Annotated in this window: 11 protein-coding genes and 2 pseudogenes; 5 read left to right on the forward strand and 8 right to left on the reverse strand. The window is 60.5% G+C overall.

Translation table 11 applies throughout. The features are described 5' to 3' along the window. Positions 1-2,009: type VI secretion system Vgr family protein (locus F757_RS0105370; protein ID WP_027210522.1), on the reverse strand; the 2,009-nt coding region annotated here is incomplete at its 3' end. 683 nt (positions 2,010-2,692) lie between these two features. Between F757_RS0105370 and F757_RS0105375 the strand changes: the two genes are divergently transcribed. Then, a complete protein-coding gene (locus F757_RS0105375; protein ID WP_027210523.1) occupies positions 2,693-4,456 on the forward strand; it encodes a GmrSD restriction endonuclease domain-containing protein in 1,764 nt (587 codons plus the stop codon). Between the two features lie 71 nt (positions 4,457-4,527). On the opposite strand, the gene rtcR is transcribed toward F757_RS0105375, so the two are convergent. Then, positions 4,528-6,138, reverse strand: a complete 1,611-nt coding sequence (rtcR, locus tag F757_RS0105380) for an RNA repair transcriptional activator RtcR (protein WP_027210524.1) — start codon at positions 6,136-6,138, stop codon at positions 4,528-4,530. A 269-nt stretch (positions 6,139-6,407) separates the two neighbouring features. Between rtcR and F757_RS0105385 the strand changes: the two genes are divergently transcribed. After that, positions 6,408-7,631: an RtcB family protein gene (locus tag F757_RS0105385; RefSeq protein ID WP_027210525.1), complete on the forward strand. Its 1,224-nt coding sequence runs from the start codon at positions 6,408-6,410 to the stop codon at positions 7,629-7,631. Between the two features lie 50 nt (positions 7,632-7,681). Continuing rightward, positions 7,682-7,852: pseudogene (locus F757_RS0105390) on the forward strand (DNA polymerase beta superfamily protein); the annotation flags it as partial. A gap of 809 nt (positions 7,853-8,661) precedes the next feature. Here F757_RS0105390 and F757_RS33010 read toward each other — a convergent pair. Then, positions 8,662-9,057 (reverse strand): helix-turn-helix domain-containing protein, encoded by a 396-nt coding sequence (locus F757_RS33010; RefSeq protein WP_035466343.1) that lies wholly within the window; start codon positions 9,055-9,057, stop codon positions 8,662-8,664. A 97-nt stretch (positions 9,058-9,154) separates the two neighbouring features. On the opposite strand from F757_RS33010, the gene F757_RS0105400 reads away from it, so the two are divergent. After that, on the forward strand, positions 9,155-9,598 hold the full coding sequence (locus F757_RS0105400; RefSeq protein ID WP_027210527.1) for a hypothetical protein: 444 nt from the start codon (positions 9,155-9,157) through the stop codon (positions 9,596-9,598). Positions 9,599-9,836: 238 nt separating this feature from the next. Further along, positions 9,837-10,229: pseudogene (locus F757_RS34900) on the forward strand (recombinase family protein); the annotation flags it as partial. Between the two features lie 114 nt (positions 10,230-10,343). Here F757_RS34900 and F757_RS35665 read toward each other — a convergent pair. From F757_RS35665 to F757_RS0105425, 5 genes are all read right to left on the reverse strand, one after another. Further along, positions 10,344-10,988: a hypothetical protein gene (locus F757_RS35665; RefSeq protein WP_027210528.1), complete on the reverse strand. Its 645-nt coding sequence runs from the start codon at positions 10,986-10,988 to the stop codon at positions 10,344-10,346. 150 nt (positions 10,989-11,138) lie between these two features. After that, positions 11,139-12,392 (reverse strand): DUF3322 domain-containing protein, encoded by a 1,254-nt coding sequence (locus F757_RS0105410; RefSeq protein ID WP_027210529.1) that lies wholly within the window; start codon positions 12,390-12,392, stop codon positions 11,139-11,141. After that, positions 12,367-15,720, reverse strand: a complete 3,354-nt coding sequence (locus F757_RS0105415; protein ID WP_027210530.1) for an ATP-binding protein — start codon at positions 15,718-15,720, stop codon at positions 12,367-12,369. Before F757_RS0105415 ends, F757_RS0105410 begins: the two co-directional genes overlap by 26 nt. Further along, positions 15,717-16,454, reverse strand: a complete 738-nt coding sequence (locus F757_RS33015; RefSeq protein ID WP_084530734.1) for a DUF4194 domain-containing protein — start codon at positions 16,452-16,454, stop codon at positions 15,717-15,719. The genes F757_RS0105415 and F757_RS33015 overlap by 4 nt, the downstream gene beginning before the upstream one ends. Beyond that, positions 16,438-17,907 carry a DUF3375 domain-containing protein gene (locus F757_RS0105425; RefSeq protein ID WP_332258129.1) on the reverse strand — a complete coding sequence of 490 codons (1,470 nt, stop codon included), beginning with the start codon at positions 17,905-17,907 and terminating at the stop codon, positions 16,438-16,440. Before F757_RS0105425 ends, F757_RS33015 begins: the two co-directional genes overlap by 17 nt. Between the last annotated feature and the right edge of the window lie 39 nt (positions 17,908-17,946).

Genomic DNA, 17,946 nt, shown 5'->3' on the forward strand with positions numbered 1-17,946 from the left:
CCCGCCGTGTTCCCACCGCTGCCGCTCGCCCCGGCAACGCTATCCTGCGTGGCGTCGGCAAACGACTTCAGCGAATCCTGACCGTCCTTCAGGCTCTCCGCCTGATGCGTCTCGCTCGCCTCGCTGAGCGCCCCGATCACGCTCTCCGAATTGACGAGCTGGCTCTTCGCTTCGCCTGCCTCAAGCGGCTGGCTCGATGCTCCCGTCGCTGGATGCGTCGANACATACAGCCCCTGCCCCGCCCGCACCGCGCCATATGCGTCCGACTTCAGGTCAAAGCCGCTGCCCAGATACGCGCCGCGCGTGTTGCCGCTTTGCGCAATCAGGTAGCCCAGATGCAGTTGCGAGTTCGCGCTCGTGCTGTAAAGCTGCACGCGGTTCTGGCCGGTCGCATCGTCCATCACCAGCTGGTTGTAGCCACTGCCCTGATACTCCTTCGACCGGTAGCCCGAGAGGATGCCGTTCGAATGCCACTCTGGCGTCTTCGCACCGTTGTACACGCGCCCCGTGACGATCGGCCGGTCGCAGTCGCCGTCCAGGAACGACACGATCACCTCCTCGCCGATGCGCGGCACGTGCACCGCGCCGTAATTGCCGCCCGTGTCCGATTGCACCACCCGCAGCCAGCACGACGCCTTCTCGTCGCCCGGGTTCAGGCGGTCCCAGTGCATCTGCACCTTCACCCGGTTCAGCGCGTCCGTGAACACTTCCTCGTTCGCCGGGCCCACCACGGTCGCCGTCTGCAGATGCATGTCCGGCTTGCGATGCTCCAGCGGGCTGCGAAACGGCACGCTTTTCCGCTGCGCCTCGACCGTGGCCACGAAGAAGCCTTCGCTGCCGTCGGCCGACCTGACCACCAGCGCCGCATCGTTCGCGTGCTGCGCGCGCGCCGCAGCGATCTGCGCCTTCAGGCTGTGCGGGAAGTCGGTCGTGCCCGAGGACACCGGCAGGTTGTTCTCGATCACCCACCGCACGGCGAGCACCGCGAACTGCCGCTCCTGTTCGCTGCCGCCGCTGTGCTCCGGATGGTTCTCCAGCACGAACCAGCGGCCCGCATCGAGCCGCCGCACCGCGCCCACGCCATGAAAGCGCTTGGCGCGCGACTCCCACTCCTCCATCCTCACCTTCGAAAGCTGCTCGCCGCGCTGCTGCTGCCCGTACGTGTATGCGCCCGTGTACTCGTACACCTCCGCCTGCTGCGGCAGATCGCCCTGCGTCGAAAGCGTCGGCACGCTCGTGCCCTTCGGATTGGCCGCCGACGACGGCGACTTGTAGTCGAACGTGCGCGTGGTAAGCGTCGTGCTCTGCAGCGTGCGCGTGCCGCTCCACTGCACCAACGCGTCGGTCTCGCTGTTCGTGCCCGAGCGGTAGAACGCCACCGCCTGCGGCGAGAGCGCCGGCAGGCTGCCGATATCGTCGGTAATTACCAGCGTATGCGATTGGCCGTCCTCCGCCTGTTCGAAATAGCCAAACAGGCCCTCGGTTTCCATCAGCCGGTGACAGAAATTCCAGTCGTCCTCGTATTGCACGCAGAAAGAATGCGGCGGCAACGGTTTGCCTAACGCGAAACGGAACGCGCCCTGCGCCTGCGGATGCACGTTGAATACGTCGGTGAGAATTTCATCGACGCTTTTGTCCTGCCAGATCCGCGCGTCCTTCCGAAAGCGCAGGAAATGCATCCACGACACCACGCCAATCTGGTAACTGGTAATGGCGCCATCCGAGCCCAGACGGCGCGCGGTATGCACATAACCGTGGTGCGGCGCATACGACTGGTCGCTCTGCTGGATCCACAGCGTGACGGGCTGGGCAATCAGCGATTTGAGCTCGATGCTGTCGCTGGTGGAAACCGCGTCCAGTGTGAATTCATAATCGCGGCCGATTCGCGACACGCCCACCAGCCTTTGCGGCAACAGCGTATTGCCGCCTAACGGCGTATCCAGTTTCAGCAGCCGGTCACTTTGCAACAGCCCGCCTTTTATTGCCGCGATTATGTCCTGCGCGCCCATACCGCCTCTTTTTATGCAATGCGCGACCCCGCGCCATCGCGCGATAATACAGAAAATTACCTGGTGGCCGCAATCGCATATTGAAAAACAAATGTTAAATCGCGCGGCTGCCAACGAGTAGTTATTTCCTCGCGAAGCACTATTGGTTTGGTCATTCGGTATAAATGGCTTTGCGACGCGATTCCCATGTGGCTGCGGATTCAAAATCATCCGCCTGACCCCTCAGGTGATCCCCAATTCAAATGGCTCGGCGATTCGTCTCTCCATGCCAAGATTCGAGATTTGCCCACCGACAATTGCCGCCGCGGAGGACAAGGCCAATTCACCGGGCCGGTTGCTTCGGTCCGAATCAGTCCGAACACGTCAATCGCCTTGAATGCGGTTGATCCGACTCGGGGGGCCGACTGGAAACGGAAAGACACACTTTCAGTGACTTCGGCAAACCACCGAGTCCTGCACATCCTGAGTTCCGCATAGCAGCAACCGATTCACGAAGCAATTTTGCAAAAAGCGAGTAGCCACTGGCTTAGAGTGACGCGAGTCGCGGGAGCGCGGTCTCAAGGAAATGAGGCTCACATAAGAGGCGTTCCCGGCTGCTGGAGTAGATAACCAGCCCAACCCCGCCTGAATAGTCATTGGCGGTGGGCAACAATAAATCCACATATTGGAGTTTGTCGACGCCTATGACAGAGACTGTCTTTAAAGAAGTCCGTTACACCCTCGGCGGCCTGATCGGCGACATCGGGCTTGGTCGAATTGGTCTGCCTGACATTCAACGACCTTTTGTCTGGGCCAATGCCAAAGTGCGGGACCTGTTTGACTCCATGTATCGCGGTTATCCGGTCGGCTACTTTCTCTTCTGGCAAACCGGCGCGGAGGGCGCGGACGCAAAGGTCATTGGTGAAACCAGCAAGCAGAAAGCGCCTTCATTACTTATCGTGGATGGCCAGCAACGCCTCACTTCGCTATATGCGGTCATTCGCCGGGAAGCGGTGCTGCGAGAGAATTTCGAGCGCGAATGCATCCGCATCGCCTTCCGGCCGCAGAGCGGCACTTTTGTCGTTCCCGATGCAACCACGGAACGGGACCCCGAATACATTCTCGACATTTCCGAGGTATTCAGCCGGCCCACTCACAAAACCGTCGGCGACTATCTGAAGCGGCTGGCGGCCGCGCGCGCGGTGTCCGACGCGGAAGAAGAGAAAATCGGCGACGCTATCGGCAAGCTGGCCGGCCTGACCAACTTTCCCTTCATTGCGCTCGAGCTGTCGCAGCAATGCACCGAAGAACAGGTGGCCGACGTTTTCGTGCGCATCAATAGCGAAGGCAAGAAGCTCAATCAGTCGGACTTCATCTTGACACTGATGTCGGTGTTCTGGGACGAAGGCCGTTCGGAACTGGAAGGCTTTTGCCGGACAGCGCGCCAGCCCGCGCCTGCGGGACAACCCAGTTCTTTCAATCAGATCTTCCAGCCGGACCCCGACCATCTCTTGCGCGTGGGCGTGGGTGTGGCTTTCCGGCGCGCACGCCTGGAACACGTCTATTCGCTACTGCGCGGCAAGGACCTGTCGACCGGAGAGGTCAATACCGGCCAGCGCGACAACCAGTTCAGCAGGCTGCGTGACGCTCAAGCTCGCGTATTGAACGTTACCTACTGGGCCGACTTCCTCAACATCGTGCGTGCGGCCGGTTTCCGCAGCGCAAAAACCATCAGTTCGGTCAACGCGTTGATATTTGCCTACCAGCTTTATCTGTTAGGCCGCACGGAATACGGTGTGGAGGGGTTCCGGCTCAAGAACGCCATCGCACGGTGGCTCTTCATGTCGTTGCTGACCGGTCGCTTTACCTCCTCGCCGGAATCGCGAATGGAGCAGGACCTGGCCGAGCTGCGCGAACTGAAGTCCGCCGACCAGTTTCTGTCCCGCCTCGCCGCGGTGGAGATTGCAACGCTAACCGACGACTACTGGACCAAGACCTTACCGATGGATCTGGCCACGTCGGCGGGCCGCAGTCCGGCGCTGTTTGGCTTCTATGCAGCACAGACGCTACTGGGCGCGCGCGCACTGTTTTCCGCGAGCCCGGTGGCCGATCTGCTGGACCCGCCTGCCCACGGACAGAAAAAGGCGTTGGAGCGCCACCACCTGTTCCCAAAGCAGTATCTGAAGAAGCAAGGTATCGACAGCGTGCGCGACATCAATCAGATTGCGAACTACGCATTGGTCGAGTGGGATGACAACATCGCGATCTCTGACGCGCCGCCGGCGGTCTACTGGCCGCAATACGCGGCGCGCTTTTCGACCACGGAACTGGCGCGCATGCGCGAATGGCATGCCTTGCCCGACGGATGGTGGAATGCGGGCTATGAGGAGTTCCTGATCGCGCGTAGGCCCCTGATTGCCAGTGTGATTCGCGCCGGGTATGAGAAGCTGTCCCGCTGTCGGGCATGACTGCGCAGGATGGCGCGCACAAGGACTACGACGGATTGACAGAAGTCGAGCGACTCCCTCAAGACACCCCGTCAGCGCCGATTCTCCAGCGCCTGCCGCACCCCTTCCCAGTCGAGGCGAAAGCGTGCGAGGTACTTGCGCAAGCGATCCGCATCGTTCGGCTGCTTCTTACCTTGCCGCGACACGGCAAAGAGTGTGCGCCCAGCTTCGGACAAACTACGCGAGCCGCGACACACGTCGAGCACTTGCTCGAGCTGCACGCGGTCGAACAGGTCGAGCTCGCTCGCGCCCGCTCCCAGCACGACATCGACCATATCGCTCGTGTCACGCGGCGCGGACCATGTTGCCGCCAGTCGCGCCGCTTCTTCCTCGGCAATTGCCTCGGTGATGCGGCCTGTGTCTGCGAGCGTCGCCATTCGCGTAACGGACGCGGACAGCTCGCGGAAATTACCGCTCCATACTGCGCGTGGCGATGTCGCGAAGGCCACGTACCGTCGCCTGGCTTCAACGTTGAACCTCACGTTTTCACCCTGCTCACGGCCGAACCGGTCGAGTTCGAATTCCAGGTTGGGCTCCACGTCCTCACGACGGTCAGCAAGGCGTGGCAATTCATACGTCCATAGGTTGATCCGTGCGTACAGATCTTCGCGGAACGTGCCGGCGGCCACCATCTGGCGCAGATCGCGGTGCGTGCCAGCTATCAGCTCGAAATCGCTCGTCACCTCGCTGTCGGATCCGACGGGAAAGAACCGCTTCTCCTCAACCGCCTTCAGCAGCATGGCCTGCTCGTCGAGGCCCAACTCACCAATTTCATCCAGGAACAGCAGGCCGCCGTCCGCCGCGCGCAGCAGTCCCGCACGCGCTGCCTGCGCGCCGGTGAACGCCCCCTTCACATGACCGAATAGGGTCGACATGGCGGCGTCTCCTCGCAGCGTCGCGCAGTTGACCTCAATGAAGGGGCCCGCAAGCCGATGCCGCGCGCGCTTGAGTTCGTACACGCGCCTTGCGAGAAACGATTTGCCGGCGCCGGTCGGCCCGACCAGCAGCACGGGCGCGCGCGAGCGCGCTGCCACCCGCTCCAATTGCTCAATTAGCGCGTTAAAGCGTGCATTGCGTGTCGCAATGCCCGCCTTCAGGAACGATACCGTTTCATCACGCTCGCGTTTGAAGCGCTGTGCAATCCGGTTGTAACGCGACAGGTCCAGATCGATTACCGAGACCGCCCCGGGTCCGCTCGGCCCTTCGTCAGTCCGTTGCGGCGGCGCCGTCTGCACGAGCCGCGCGGGCAGATATCGAGCCTCGGCGAGTAGGAACCAGCAGATCTGTGCGACGTGCGTGCCTGTCGTGATGTGAATCAGGTAATCCTCGTGATCGGTATCGAATGCATAAGCGCGCGCGAAATCGTGCAACGCGGCGTAGACCTCTTCGAAATCCCACGGATCGCGAATCGTTAGCGACGTGAGCCGGACGTCGGTGCCAGGCGACGTTTGCGAGATGTCGTCTTTCACGCGGTTCGCAAGGCGGTCGTAGTCCGGCGAATGCAGCAGTTCGAGCCGGTCAATCGGCAGGTCCTTCTGCATGCACAGCGAAACTGTCGGGCGCCACTTCTGCCAGCGACGTGGCGCGCGCCCCCCTTGGTCCAGCACAGTGCCGAGAAAACCTATAGCGACGGTCTTGCGCATACCTATCTTGTGAGATCGTAATCGAGCCGATTTTATAGGAACCGGCGACGGCGCGGCGAGCGCGCAGAGGACACGCCCGACCCATGTCGATGGGTTTTCGGCCTTTATTTCAGGGGCTTGCGGCGTGCTGTGGACTGGCGAGGCACGCAGTGGCACGGTCCTCGCTATTAAAAGGTCAGTTCAACGGGGCCGCGAGGGCGCAAACGACGCAAAGCGGCGCACCGCATGAACGGCGCGCCGCTCAGCAAAGAACAGAACGGATGACAAAAATGAACGAATTGGATTACGTGTTGATGGAACTGGCGCAGGGCAAGCCGGTAAAAATGTGGACGAAAGGGGTCGCGGTCGAAGACGAGGCGCGCACGCAACTGCGCAACACTGCGCAGTTGCCATTCATCTTCAGGCACCTCGCGGTGATGCCCGACGTGCACCTCGGCAAAGGCTCGACGATCGGCAGTGTGATTCCGACCAAGGGGGCGATCATTCCAGCCGCAGTCGGCGTGGATATCGGCTGCGGGATGATGGCCGCGCGGACCACGCTAACAGCAGCGGATTTGCCGGACTCCCTCGCGGGACTGCGCAGCGCTATCGAACGAGCAGTGCCACACGGCCGCGTACCGGGACGACGCGATCCGGGAGCTTGGGGCAACCGCACGCCGGCTGCCGTCGACGAGACATGGGCGATGCTGCAACCGGGCTTCCAGCGCATCGTTGACAAGTACCCGAAGCTCGAGAAGACAAACCACTACGTGCATCTCGGCACGCTCGGCACGGGCAATCACTTCATCGAAGTGTGTCTCGACGAAACCGACAGCGTGTGGTTCATGTTGCACAGTGGTTCACGCGGCGTCGGCAATGCGATTGGCAGCCTGTTTATCGAACTCGCGCAGGACGACATGCGTCAGCACATTGCTAACCTGCCAGATCGCAACCTCGCTTACTTCACCGAGGGCAGCCGACACTTCGACGACTACGTCGAGGCCGTGGGCTGGGCGCAGGATTTCGCGCGGCGCAACCGGCAGGTGATGATGGACGCGGTGATCGGCGCTGCGCGCAAAGAGATTGCCAAGCCTTTCGGCGTGGACGAACATGCCGTGAACTGCCACCACAACTACGTGCAGCGGGAGCGCCACTACGGCGAGGACGTGCTTGTGACACGGAAGGGCGCGGTCTCTGCGCACAAGGGACAGCTTGGCATTATCCCCGGCTCAATGGGGGCGAAAAGCTTCATCGTGCGCGGGCTGGGCAATCCGGAGAGTTTCTGCTCGTGCAGCCACGGCGCGGGCCGGACGATGAGCCGCACGGAAGCGAAGCGCCGCTTCACGGTTGAGGATCAGGTGAAGGCAACGGAGGGCGTGGAGTGCCGGAAGGACGCGGGGGTAGTCGACGAGATCCCGATGGCCTACAAGGACATCGACGCGGTCATGGCGGCGCAGCGCAGTCTCGTCGAAGTAGTGCATACATTGCGCCAGGTGGTATGCGTGAAGGGATAGCGCGCCGCCGGGATGAAGGCCAGGCGAATACACAATAAAAGGGAAATGTGATGACCTGGAAAGAAGAATTGAAGCCGGTGCGCAGTGCGCACCCGGTCGCGCCGGATGTACGCGCACGCGTGCTCGCTGAACTCGCCGATATCGAGCAGCGTCACGACGTGAGCGTCCTGTTCGCATGCGAATCGGGCAGTCGAGGTTGGGGTTTTGCGTCGCCGGACAGCGGACGACGACTGTAGACGGTCGCATATCCCGAGAAACTGGCCCTTACCAGATAAGGCTCTCCAGCCGGGGCGGATGCATAACGTGAGAAAAACGGACGCATAAGCCGAGAAATTCCGACTAGGGCCACGTTAAATGCGTTGCGGTCGAAACCCCAGAAACGACCTCTCCCGTCAGCGGACGGCGCTCGCGCACGTGCGCGATGTTCGAAAAACCTACGCTTGAAGTAAAGGAAATTCTAGCGATTTTCGCGGGTGATGGGAATCTGCCGGATGTGCGCCGACGACCCTTCTCTATTTCCTCTCAGGCCAGCGAATTCGCTGGTGGGTCGGGACGGCCGCGGGCGACCGCCTCGACCCGACAGGGGCGCCATGAAATCGACCCGCCTCTGTCTTGCCTGCGGCAACCCGTTCGTGCCGCTGCTGCATGTTCCCCGTCAGCGATATTGCTCCTCGAAGGCTTGGCAGAATAGCCGGTTCCGTAACGATAGTGACTAAAGCGACAGCCGGGCCCGCGTCCAGGCGAAATGACGCGCGGAACGGCGCATCCGACGTCTCGATAGCGAGACCGCAGCATGCGGCGCTTGTCCGGTGCGTCTCGATTAGGCTTCGGCTAGGCGTTGAGCAGTGACTTTGGGGTGACCGAAACGTGTGCAATTCCAGGCATCGACGGCTGTGTTTTGTCCGAAAAGTGTGCGATTCGTCTGCAAGCTTGTCCGAAAACTGTATGTTTCTGGCATGCCATCCTCCTGGGCAACGCATTCCGGTGTCGATGTCTGGCTCAAAGTGATTCGTAGCGCGCGACGGTCAGGTCATTTTTCGTCGGACGTCGATGCGTTATAGGCCTCTACTGCGGCCTCGCGGGTCGCACAATACTCCAGCACCGATGCCTTCGTGACGAATCGGTTGCTCCCCTTTTCATGATGGAGTTCCAGTTTCCCTTGCTCCAGCAGCTTCGAGATGTGCGGGCGGGACACGAATAGCAGGGTCGCCGCCTCGGCTATGGACAGGAAGTCGTCGGTATCATGCCGCCATGCGGGGTGCCGGCTCAGAACGTCAACAAGTATTGCCTCCACGCCGGCGGAGAGCTCGCGCCGAACGTCGGAGGGCAGACTGGCCCCAACACGCCCGAACATCTCGTCCATACGTACGCGCGCGAGCTGCACCGCATCGGCAATTGATGGCGAAATTTTCGCGTCTGTCGACATATTGGCTCCCGGGCGGGGTAGAAATTGAGTGTAGCCCCTTTGTGAAGACACCGAAACGCGCCAGCTGCGCCCGTCGCAAGCCGAACTGGAGGGGCCCATGAAATCGACCCGTCTTTGTCTCGCCTGTGGCAACGCGTTCGTGCCGCTGCGGCACATTCCCCGTCAGCGATATTGCTCCGCGAAGGCGTGCCAGCGCGTCCGTCGACGCGACTGGCAGAGCAACAGGCTCCGTAACGACAGCGACTATCGCGACAACCGGGCCCGCGCCCAGGCGAAATGGCGCGCGGACCACTCGAGCTACTGGCGCCAATATCGGGCTGCGCATCCCGCGTATCGCGAGCGCAACTGCAGTATGCAGCCGTCGCGCAACGCGCGACGGAGCTCCAGGCCGATTGCAAAGATGGACGTCATCAGGCTTCCTCGGCCGCTGGACTCGGGGTTCTACCTGCTGTCTTACGCGGATGATGCCGGCGTTGCAAAAATGGACGCGTGGACCGTTCACATCGCCGTGCTGTCTGCACCGACAGCGCCGCCAACGTGATTGCAAAGAGATGACTTAATACGCATTGGTTTCCAGCCTGCTACCTTTGCCTTGTGGCCGTTCGCTTTCGAACGCGACCATCTGATGTGAAGCCACGACGCTCGCATCGGGCGCCCACTTGCGTCCGATGCCTGCCGCCTGTCGGTGTCTGAGTTGCGGGGTGGAGCATGTCATTCAATAACGCGGATGCACCGGTCGTCGCTAGTTCGTCTGCCGGGCGTGCAGCGGAGTACGTCCGGATGTCGACCGAACATATGCCGATGAGGGCAAAAGCGGTCTTCGAATTGACGGCAGGCAGGCACTTCAAAATCTCATCTCCGATGTCGTCAACGGCAATGCTGACTTCTGCGTCATCCCCGTCTACGACGTGAGTCGATGGGGTCGATTCTAAGACGCCGATGAGAGCGCGTATTACGAGTACATCTGCCGCCGCGCTGGCATCCAGGTCGCGTACTGCGCCGAGCAGTTCGAGAACGACGAGTCACCCGCCTCGACTATCGTCAAAGGGGTAAAGCGGGCGATGGCTGGAGAATACAGCCGGGGATTGTCGGCGAAAGTCTTCGCCGGCCGTTGCCGTTTGATTGAGATGGGTTTCAGGCAAGGAAGTCCCGCCGGCTACGGACTGCGCAGGAAGGACACTTCCCAATTAGACGCGAGAACGCTTCGCGAACGGCCGTTGTCGATTCGTGGAGCATTGACAACGCGAGCCGCGTCGTCCGTCATCGCGCCATGGCCAGCGGTTGAGCTATTTATGGACAAATACACTCAAATAGACCTTGATGATTTGTGCACATGTCGACGCGTACGCGAAGCCGACGATTTGGACGCTCAGTTCAAAATGGGCAAAAGTGGCGAAGGTGTCAGCCACGTATTTCCGTTGAAGGACCAAGCGCTTCAGCGAGCGCTTTGGTAAATCAAAGACGAGCTCACCCATCTTGAGGCCACGCCACGCCTTCACGCCGGCGAGGGGTGCGGCGAAAAGCAGTAGCACAAGCATCATGTTAGCCATGAGTGGGTCAGCGCGATGACGGAAGGGTGCTACATCGGTCGCGTAGGTCTGAGCTACGCTACCAAGGAGTGCGATGCCAAAGTAGAGCAACCCGAGGACGGCCGCACCGGTTCCGCCAAGAAAGACAATTGCCCCAAGGAGACGCTTTCGGATGTTCTTGCTGTATTTCCGAAAAGACCGTTGACTCCGGATAACAAAGAGCGGCGTGAATCCTGCGAAGGCTGCGACAACACAATCGATAGCCGTAACGCCCGTCTTCACCACGAACCAAGCTGCAACTATGGCCACGCACCTCGTGAACAGTTCCCAGCCGAGCTTTCGGTCCTCGCTCATGAGGCTCCAGTAGTCTTCAGTGATGCCGCGCTTCACGATTGCTGTCATGGTTTTCGAATTTGAACCGCTCTATTATCGGAGTTCCGGTAGAAGGGGAGGCCTAGAACTTTCCTCGGGCCGCGTTGAGTCGAGTACGCGTTATCCCATGCGGCCGATTTGCCACACAGGCGTTGTCTACCCTGTGCCTCGGGGCCGTCGCTAACCATCGGTTGACTGCACCGCGCGGCAAAGCCCGTTCGGAGAAATGGATAGTCCCACGCCTTCCTCGACGTTAGTCCGACCCTCAAGCGCATGCACTAGCGTTTCTATCGACGTAGCCCAGTACAGACGCTCTTGCTCAAGACGGACGCGCTGCCCCCAGCTACCAGCACGTAGGTTGTCGTAGACGCGCCGCTCTTCAGCCGTCAGTTCATCAAACGGGACATTGGGACACAGTGAAGATTCCTCCACCCACAGCGGGCGGTGCGAAACCAGTGTTGCTTCGTCCATAAGTACCGACCGAAGCTGAGGCATGACCCTGCGGGCGCGGTCGAGAATTGCAAAACCGTGAGTGTCGATGTCACCCCAGTAGACAATCTGCGGCCCGCGCAACCATCGCAGGACATGCAACGCACTCACCGCATTACCAAGCCGCATGATTGCCACGGTACCCGGAACATCCGGGAGTGCCATGCCCGTCTCAAGATTCTCGACGATAACCACTGCCTTGGGCTCAATAGGCAGCGTCGCAAGTTCAGCTATAGGTGCCTCGATGTCACAGAGGCCACCGACCCGTTCGCGCAAGGCTGGGCATAGGAGTCGGATTCGGACCCTGTGCGCAGGTTTCCTCAGGCCGGACAAAGCATGGAAGTCGGTGTCGTCGACAGTGACTCCGCGCAACGACCGAAGGAGCCCCGCCACCAGGCCCGTTCGCTTCTCCAACCACTTCGTGTCAAGCCCCTCGACAGGAAGTTGCCGAAGATAGAGTCCGGAATCGGGATTCGCTTCCAGCCATGTCAACAGCGTCACCAGCCGCTCGAAGTCTGCCGGAAGGTAGTCGGCTAACACATCGAACCTCGATGCCAAGACCTTGTTTTTTGCAAGCACCGGCCAGCGATTCAACATCTGCTGATAGCGCTCCGTTGCAGTTTCCCAGCGCCTGGTCTGACCGACGGCAGCCGCAACGGCAGTCGCATTCGCGAAGCTCAGGCTGACAGGAAGGCGATGCCGTCCAAACCGAGCAAATTGGCGCTCTTCGAAGACAACTTCACCCGGACCCGTTCTCGACTGCCAAGCGGAAGCCCATGTGCGGACCGCCGAAGCATCATCCGCGATGTCCTTGTCGGTGGGAGCACCCAGTGCGACGACCAGCGGCCAAGCTCCCTCCCCAGCAAGCCAGCTCTCGTGCTGGTTATTGAAGCGACGAACAAGGAACTCGCGCGCCGACTCAGGAGACAGCAGTTTCTTCGGCATTGCGTACGTCCTGAGTCAACTTCAAGCGATTGGACTCGCTGTCGTACTCGATGGGTATGACGGCAGATTTCTTGCGGTCCTTTATATGCACGAAGCATGCTCCCCCGATGAAAGGTTCCAGTGTCATCACGGATTTCAGAGGGGTGGCCACAATCATCTGAAACCCGAATGTCTTGAAGATGTTCATCGCCATCGCAGTGAACTCTGCATCGGCTTTATCGAAAGCTTCGTCGAGCACCACGGTGGAGTAGCTCGGAAGCGCGCGGTCCTGGCCGCCAAGCTGATAGCGCAGGGCGGCCGCCAGGCAGGTAGCAGCCAGCTTCTGGCGCTGTCCCCCCGACTTTCCTGCGCCACTACGGTAAACCTCCACCTCGACGTCGTCCTCGTCAAGCTCGCGAGCAACGAACTCCACGTGCTGCCTGACGTCGAGCACCAGATTTCGCCAGTTCCTGTCCACAGTTTCCTGGCTGGCGAGGCGCTTAACCAAGGCAGCCAACGTCTTGAAGCGCTCTTCGGCCAGGTCGCGGTCGTTCGAGAACGAGTGGCTGAGCGACTCCCTCAAACTCGCGCGGAAGAGCCGCACATCCTCGAGCGACTTGTCGGTCGTTTCGATGACGAGGTGCGTTCCCGGGTTGAACGGCGCCGTCTCGAGGCTCTCATTGACCAGTTCCATGCGCGAGCGAATTGCCGAGCGCTCCTCGTCGAGCTTGGTAGCCAGAAGAGTCAGGTTCTGGTCGCTCTGCTCGCGTAGCAACCCAAAGAACCGGTCTTCGAACGCCGGAAGGTTGTCATCTTCCAGCCGCTTGAGCTTTGCCAGATAGTCGTCGGCGCTGGCCAGCGTAGCGTCCAGACCACCAGCAACCGAAGGCCACAAGCGGTTGAACTCTACGAAACGCTGGACGATAGCATTACGCAAGTCGCCCAAGCGACTCTCAATCGCACGCAATTCATTGCTGAGGCCCCGGTCCACCTGCCCGTTCACCTGGTCAAGGTTGTCGAGAGTAACCTGCTTGCCGGTGGCCGCATACCGCGCTTCGATTTGGGCGGCGAACGCCGGTGGCCTGTCAGAGGCGGGCCACAAACGAACCAGCTCGGCCAACTTGACATTTAGCTCCGCGATTTTCGACTTGATGGAGCGACCTTTGACATCCTCATCGTTCTTCTTGCCAACGGCCTTGGAGTGGACGTCCTCCTGCGTCTTGATGCGGTCATCCAGGATGGCAAGGTCCGGCCTGGCGTCCCGCTCCGCGTTGAGGCGTGTCGTCAAGTCGTCGATGCGGGCCAGAAGTGCGCCGACGTCGACGTCGTTCCACGTCAGGTTCGACAGGTTCTGGCAGTGCAAGAGCTGTTGTTGCTGGAGGACTTCTTCATCCCCAATCTTGTCCAGCGCCATCCGCAGTTCAGCGATGCGTCCGCCAAGCTCTGCTGCCTTGTTCCTGTACAGAGTGAGCTTGTCCTTATTGTCAAAGCCCAGTACCCACTGGCTGCGGTCATTGACTGAGTGGCGGTCGTTCTTCTCGTGCCGCGCCGTGTTGTGTTTGACCAGGCCCTCTCGGGTGACGGCACGAGGGGCATTGCGGAACGCGTGTAGCGTGTCGGTGCACTCAAGGTCGTATGAGTGCTTTAGCTCCTCCCGCACCCATTCACCAAAGCTTCCCTGCGCGAAGTTCAGCTTTCGCACCAGAGAATTGGGACCAGGCGTGCGTCCGGATGTCTGCTGGACAGTCCGAAAGTACACCAGCCGCTCGCCAATGTTGCGCTCGTTCAGGTAAGCCGAGACCGCCGGGTAGAGCTTCTCATCCACGAGGATAGAGCGCGCGAAACCGCTGAGGACGCGCTCAATGGCGCCCCGCCATCCGGTCGAATCAGAACGCACTTCCACCAGTTCGCCCGCGAAAGGCAGCTTCGCCTCGGGTATCGAAAGGTCACGGGCCATGCGCTCACGCAAGTCCACGAGCCGTGCCGGAAGGTTGGACCTTTGACGCTCCAGGGCTTTGACCTCGGCCACCGCTGTGGTGAATTCTTCACTGGCCTGCCGATGGTCTGCCTTGAGCTGGTCCTTTCGGTCCTCTACTTCCTTCGTCAGGTCGTGAGCCCTGAGGACTCGCTGTTTGGCCGCTTCGACTCGCTGGACGAACCACACCACGCTGTCAGGCATCGCCCATCCCATGACTTTGCACGCGACAGCCGCCTGGTCACGCTTACTCATCCGGACGAGTTTATCTGCCTCCGCCGCCTTGATGTTTTCTTCGAGACGAACCAAGACATCAGCCCCGATTTTGAGCTTCTGACGTTGTAGGTCCGTCAGCTTGACGGACTCATCATCGGCAATCTGCGACAGACGTTGGACTTCCTGCCGCGATGCTTCCTCGTCGACCTCCAGCTCTGCAATCCGCTCGTCCACGAGGACCTTGCGACGGTGCTCTCGATACTGGTCAATGGCAGTCTGGATTGCCTGCAGCCCGTTGCGGTCGTTGTTGCCACGTTCAAGCTCCATGTGCTCTTCCCGCGCCGGCTTGAGCATCTGGATTTGGTTGCGGGCAGCCACTACCTCCTGGTGTGCCTCGTTCAGTTCGCCAAACTCGTTGATTAGGCTGGTGGCGATGGCGAACGTCTCAGGCTCATCCAGCATGAAGTCCCGCAGGAACACGTTGAGGTCGCCGAGATTCTTCGCCGACTGCGTCTTATGCAGAAGGCGGAGGGCGCGCTCGTTATCGATGTCCAGCAGACGACGAAAGCGCTCCTGATATGCGCTGAATTCGGTGTACACCTTCGCATCGAGCAAGTCGTGTTTGAAGCGGCGGGTGTCGAACTCGTTCTTGGCGAAGAACTCCAGTTCCTGAATCTCGAACTCACGCTCGAGGGTGAGGTACAGCCGCTTGGCGTCGCTTGACGCCGTGGTGTTGCCCTTGACCCATAGGACTTGCGCGAGCACGACCACCCGACCTTGTGCATCGCGGTAGGTCTCTGCGATGGCAGACCAGGTCGTGCCGCCGCGAAGGTATTGTGAAACGTACTCGCCACCATCTCCCGTTTGCTGGGCCCAAGCCCCCCTAATGTAGGTCATGGCGCTGCGGTCGCGTCCATGTCGGTCTGCTTCACGCGCTGCAACGTTGAAATCCAACCACTTCGGTGGCGTCAGCAGCGCCGCGTGAGCGTCCAGAACCGTCGACTTCCCCGAACCAGACGGCCCCACGAAGAGGTAGCCCTCTTTGGGGATGGGGAAGTCGAAGACGTTGGAGAAGGTTCCCCAATTGAACGTCTGTATGCGCGTAAGGCGGAACTGGTCATCGCTGCCGTCCAACAACAGGTGCTGGTCGATGCTCACAGCGAGTCCTCCTCGTTTTCGGCACTGCTGGCCGATGCATCGTCTTCAGTGGCGTTGCCTTCGCCGGTGTTTATCGCGTAATGCGAGGACGCCAGAGCGGCATAAGTTCGTGTCAGGTCTTGAATTTCTTCAGCCGAGAAGAGAAGCTTGAGCGTCGGTGAGACTTCATACCTCTCGCCAGAGCCGCGAACGAATTGCAGCAGGCTGAGCTTCTTGGCTTTGTCGACGGCGTTGACGATTTGCTTCTCAAATTTTGCGTGGTCGGGGTTGTTCCCCCGTTCGAACACCGACAGGTGTTCTTGCATGTCATCGCGCGACACGACAGCCCGTTCGCCCTGCGCGTCGGCTTGAGTCAGGCGCTGTCGCAAGAAGAGCAGCAACGCGGTCTCCAGGAAGGTGAGCGATGCCTTGCGAAGAAGGATGGGGACATCGATGTCCTCGGAGGCGACCTGCCGCGTGAACGCGACTCGCTGCTCGTGGTCAATGACGACCTCGAGAAAGAGGTCATGCATGCGCGAGCGGACGACGGCTTCATCGCGAAGCAGCACTGGCCAGAGCTTTGACTGGCGCCGGGCGTCCACGGAAGGGCCCAGAAGCAGTTGTACCAGCACCCGCCTGGTATCAATTGGAAGCGAACCGGTATCGCCTCGGAACGTCGCAGTCTCAGCAACTGGGGTATCGGGCGCGTGCTCGCCAGCGACGCTTTCGTCGGTAGGGTCAGTCAACGAGTTCAAGATAGCGCTCCCTCATGAAATAGATGGTTGGAATTTTGGCGCGACGCTGGGTCGCGTCGTCGCCTTCCCATGAGACGAGCTCGGTGCTGTCCGTGACCTCGCCGTGCCTGGCACCCAACGCCACATAGCCAACAACGCTACCAAGACCTTGTTCCGCTGGAAACTCGGTTAGTGTTTGAGCAATGGTGACCTGCGACTGGCGCTCGAGAATGGTCCGCAAGTGGGCTTTGAGCGTTCGAAAGTCGATTTCCGACTGCCGCACGAGCTCGCTCACGGTTTCCAGGTCGAGCTCAGAGGGTTCCGCAACCCGCATTGACGAATCCGTCACTCGTTGCGTGGGGTCATAGAGCGCCCACTGTGATACTGACCGGATGCGGCTGCTAGACTGCATGAGCTCGAAACCAACCTGCTCATTAGGGCGAACTGCATTCTTGGCGGTGAGCGCTGCCTGCGTTGCTTCTTTCAGTAGGCGGTGCAGCCGCCGGTGCTCAAGAAACTCGCGGCTCTGCACGAAGCTCTTGAGGCTCCGCGCAAAGTGCTGCGACACGTCGTGTACCGCTCGTCCTTCGTTCAACAGAGCGCCCGTTAGCCCATGCAGGAATTTGCGTTCGTGCGATTCCAACTGTCGCGCAAAGGGCCGGCTCGTCACTTCGTCCAACGACTCTCGAAGAGTGGCGGCTTGCTCGCTGTCTGTCAGCAAACGCCAAAACGCGTTGAAAGTGCGACCAGCATCGCTCTCGCCGATAAGGTCAACGCCGGCAAAAAGCTGTTCAAGCACGTCACCACGGCTACCTTCGTTCTCCATGAGGCTCTGCCGCAGCCCCCGGTTCAACCGCTCGAACTCGTCACGGACGCTTCGGAAGTCGGCCGCAAGGTCTTGGGCCAGAGCGATGACTTCGCGCGCGCTCTCGATGGCGCGGTCCGGGGGCAGCACCTTCGCGCTGCCACGCTCGACATCAGCGATGGCCGTGTCGATACGCTCGCGCTCAGCGCGCAGCGCTGCCAAGCGTGCTTCGGGGTTGGTATTGGTCTCTTCAGCCAGTCGCGACAGTTGGTGAATGACCACTGAAAGCCGGCTCTCTGTGGCGGTCGTTCTTGGCGTCAAGAGTCCCGTGACAAAGCGCACCGAAGTAAGCGCTTCGGCCGACAATTCGTACTCTTCTTCGGGAGCCCCGAGGGGAAACCGGCGCGTCAGCCAGCCTTGATTGAGCCACTCAGAGACGTACGCTTGGGATGTTTGGGGGAGGTCTTCGCCGGTCGAGCGAAGCGAATCGATGTCACGAGCGAGGCGCTCATGAAGCACCGAACTTGGCAACGCCTTGTCAGTGCCCGTGAAAAGCGACTGGAACAAGGCAATTATTACGGGTGCCTTGGTGGCTGCCAACAGGCGCCAGAGGGATTGCTCGCGCAGATTGCGCAGGGCCGCTGCGCCCCGAAGCGCCTTCACACCCATCTCCCAACGAAACGGTAACCAGTGACGCTGTCCACTTGG

It is taken from the genome of Burkholderia sp. WSM2232, from assembly GCF_000472545.1.
In the GTDB taxonomy this organism is placed as follows: domain Bacteria; phylum Pseudomonadota; class Gammaproteobacteria; order Burkholderiales; family Burkholderiaceae; genus Paraburkholderia.

Bases quoted from the DNA above. Each gene is read 5' to 3' on its own strand.
- F757_RS0105375 (WP_027210523.1), top strand. From the start codon at position 2,693: ATGACAGAGACTGTCTTTAAAGAAGTCCGTTACACCCTCGGCGGCCTG.
- rtcR (WP_027210524.1), bottom strand. From the start codon at position 6,138: ATGCGCAAGACCGTCGCTATAGGTTTTCTCGGCACTGTGCTGGACCAA.
- F757_RS0105385 (WP_027210525.1), top strand. From the start codon at position 6,408: ATGAACGAATTGGATTACGTGTTGATGGAACTGGCGCAGGGCAAGCCG.
- F757_RS33010 (WP_035466343.1), bottom strand. From the start codon at position 9,057: ATGTCGACAGACGCGAAAATTTCGCCATCAATTGCCGATGCGGTGCAG.
- F757_RS0105400 (WP_027210527.1), top strand. From the start codon at position 9,155: ATGAAATCGACCCGTCTTTGTCTCGCCTGTGGCAACGCGTTCGTGCCG.
- F757_RS35665 (WP_027210528.1), bottom strand. From the start codon at position 10,988: ATGACAGCAATCGTGAAGCGCGGCATCACTGAAGACTACTGGAGCCTC.
- F757_RS0105410 (WP_027210529.1), bottom strand. From the start codon at position 12,392: ATGCCGAAGAAACTGCTGTCTCCTGAGTCGGCGCGCGAGTTCCTTGTT.
- F757_RS0105425 (WP_332258129.1), bottom strand. From the start codon at position 17,907: ATGGGTGTGAAGGCGCTTCGGGGCGCAGCGGCCCTGCGCAATCTGCGC.